General features: G+C 65.2%; 3 protein-coding genes. 1 reads left to right on the plus strand and 2 read right to left on the minus strand.

Annotated features, from left to right (window positions below; translation table 11 throughout):
• Window positions 1–96: 96 nt before the first annotated feature.
• Entirely contained in the window at window positions 97–1,128 is a 1,032-nt protein-coding gene (locus tag EOB59_RS34300) for a TniQ family protein (protein ID WP_095482550.1), read from the plus strand.
• A gap of 41 nt (window positions 1,129–1,169) precedes the next feature.
• On the opposite strand, the gene EOB59_RS34305 is transcribed toward EOB59_RS34300, so the two are convergent.
• Together EOB59_RS34305 and EOB59_RS34310 are read right to left on the minus strand one after the other, a co-directional pair.
• Window positions 1,170–1,901 (minus strand): SMC-Scp complex subunit ScpB, encoded by a 732-nt coding sequence (locus EOB59_RS34305; RefSeq protein ID WP_095482551.1) that lies wholly within the window; start codon window positions 1,899–1,901, stop codon window positions 1,170–1,172.
• A 3-nt stretch (window positions 1,902–1,904) separates the two neighbouring features.
• Window positions 1,905–2,629 (minus strand): DUF1403 family protein (locus EOB59_RS34310; protein ID WP_128290263.1); only part of this gene is annotated, 725 nt, incomplete at its 5' end.

Genomic DNA, 2,629 nt, shown 5'->3' on the forward strand with positions numbered 1-2,629 from the left:
GTCTGGCGCGGAGCGGATAACGAAAACGGGCATCGAGGCGCTGCGCTACATCCCCGTCTCGAAGCGCCGCCGGGCGCCGGTGCGTGACCGCCTGCTGTGAGCGGAGCACGCTTCGCCATCGAGATCCGTGAGCGATACGGGGACGTCGTTCGGGATCGGTGGTCCGTTTCCATTGACCCGCAGCCGGATGAGCTATTGTCGAGCTGGCTCCACCGCCTTGCCATCGCCAACGGTATCGCGCCGCGGCCATTCGCCGGCGTCTTGGGGCTTGGTGACGGAATGGGGTCGTCCCGCCTCGACCATAGCCTAACGCACGGTGTCGCGACCCTGCTCCAACAACAGGCGGATATTGCAACGGAAGCGTTGTCGGCGATGACGATGACCGGTCCAGCGTTGACGCCGCTCCTGCTGCCGTTGCGCGAGAACGTCCGCCCGAACCGTTCGACCTGGACGCAGTATTGTCCCCAGTGCCTTGCCGGCGACCAGGCGCCGTATTTTCGCCGGCACTGGCGGCTGGCGACGCGCATCTCGTGCTTCGTGCATGGTCGCGGTCTTCGGGATCGATGTCCCGCCTGTCGCAGCGGGATTGCATCCTTCGACCAGACCGACCTGATGCCGCAGCACTTTTGCGCCCGATGCGCCTTCGCTCTGCGCACGGCATCGAAGGTCTTCGTCAAAACGTCGGCACGACGGCTGGAACGGTCGATCGACGATATCTGCAAGGTGGGGATGGCCAAGGGATCGATGACGATCGGCGACCTGACTTCGCGGCTGCTGGGCGCGCCTGTCATTGCAGGCGTCTCATTGGGCAAGACGCTCACGAACCTGTCCACGTCCTCGCGCATCCGCTGCTTCGAATGGCTCGCGGACAAGCCTGTCGGCTGGTTGACGGCAGATGAGGACGATGCTGTTGCCCGGCGGCGTCGGCTCGTCCTGGCTGCAGGCGGCCATGACCGGTTGATTGCGCACTTCTCGGATTTCATGGACACGCATCAAGGATCGCCGAGGTCTGTGCGGTCACCCCCGACCGGCGCCGACCTTGCTGCTCTGCTCGCGGCCTATTCGCGCGCCACTGACGATGCGATCCAAACGAAGCGTCACCGTGTTCTTGCGGTCCCACGCGGATAGGACTGCTGCCCGCGAACCACCCATCCCTGGTGAGCAGCATGCTATTCATCACCGGCAACGCCCGCATCTTCATCCCAGTCACTGGAAAACCCCGGCGTGATGTCGCCCGCCAGCAGCTTCTCCTTCGACAGCAGGCCTGCATCCTCAAGCGCATCGATGTCGGGGAGATCGCGCAGGGTGTCGAACCCGAACTGCAGCAGGAACGCCTTGGTCGTGACATAGGTGTAGGGCGCGCCTGGGGTCGGGCTGCGTGGGCCGGAGGCGATCAGGCCGAAGCCGCGCAAATTGCCGATCAGGTCGCGGCTGATTTCCTTGCCGAACAAGGAGGACAGTTCGGCACGGGTGATCGGCTGGAAGTAGGCGATCGTCAACAGCACGAGCACCTCCGGCTGCGAAAGGTTTTTTTGCTCTTGCTCGTCCGTGCCTAACGCTGCGCGAATGGCATCACCGTAGGCCGGCCGCGTCAGGTGCCGAAAACCGCCGGCGACCGCGACCAGGTCGTAAGGACGGCCGCGCAGTTCCTCGCGGATGTCATCAATGAGGAGGTCGAGGTTGCAACTGGCGCCAATCACTTGCGCGAGCACACTACGTGTGACCGGCTCGCTGGCGGCGAAGACCGTCGCCTCGACGCGGTTCATCCACTCCCGCCAGCGAACCTCCGCCGGCAGGTGGTCGAGATCGCGATCGAACAAATGGTCATTTGAACGACGGTCGCCTGATCGATGGTCATCCGACCGGCCCCGCCCTCGCCTCTTGCGGTCCGCTTCAGCCATTTGCTAAAGCCCGTAGATGCGGAACGTGGTGCGGCCGGACAGCTCGCGCACGGCGCCGAGATCGACCAATCGGTCGAACAGCCGCCGCAGGCCGCGGTCGCTCATCCCGGTCCTTTTGTCCCCGCGCGAGGCAACGAGCGCATCGTCGTTCAGCAAATGATCGACGACATGGTCCGCCCCCTTTGCCCGCAGTTTCGGAGCGACACCGAACAGCCGATCCGCACGGCGCCCGAGCTCGGCGGAAAGATCGATGGCGCGCAGCGCGGCGCGCGCCTGAGCCACGAGCAGGCCCTGCACCCTCTCCCCGCCTGGCGCCTGGTCGCTTTCCGTCAGACTGGTTGTTCTCACTCGCACGCCACGCGTGCTTCCGCCCGATGCAGGCTGCGCTCCCAGAAGCGGCACCGCATGCGGCCAACCCAATCTTTGCGCGAGCAGGGCGTCGGCGAGCCAAGCACCCAAATTGCGTCCGAAGCCATCGCGTTCCGCGCTCGCGAAGGCACCGGTCAGCATCTCGACAACGCCGGCTGCCGTAGACAGCTGGCGGAGATCCTCGAGGAGATCGCCGACCGCCGCGCCGTCGCGGGCGAAAAAACCGAATTCTTCCAAGACCGCGGTGAGGTTTTTTGCCGTCAGGAGATCCTCCGCGGGCCGGGCTGCCAGCCGGCGCCAGGCGAGCAGCAAAACACCGCCCGGCCCAACGTCGTCACCGGGACGGGTCAGGAGAAAAG

It is taken from the genome of Mesorhizobium sp. M7A.F.Ca.MR.176.00.0.0, from assembly GCF_004023165.1.
Taxonomy (GTDB): Bacteria; Pseudomonadota; Alphaproteobacteria; order Rhizobiales; family Rhizobiaceae; genus Mesorhizobium.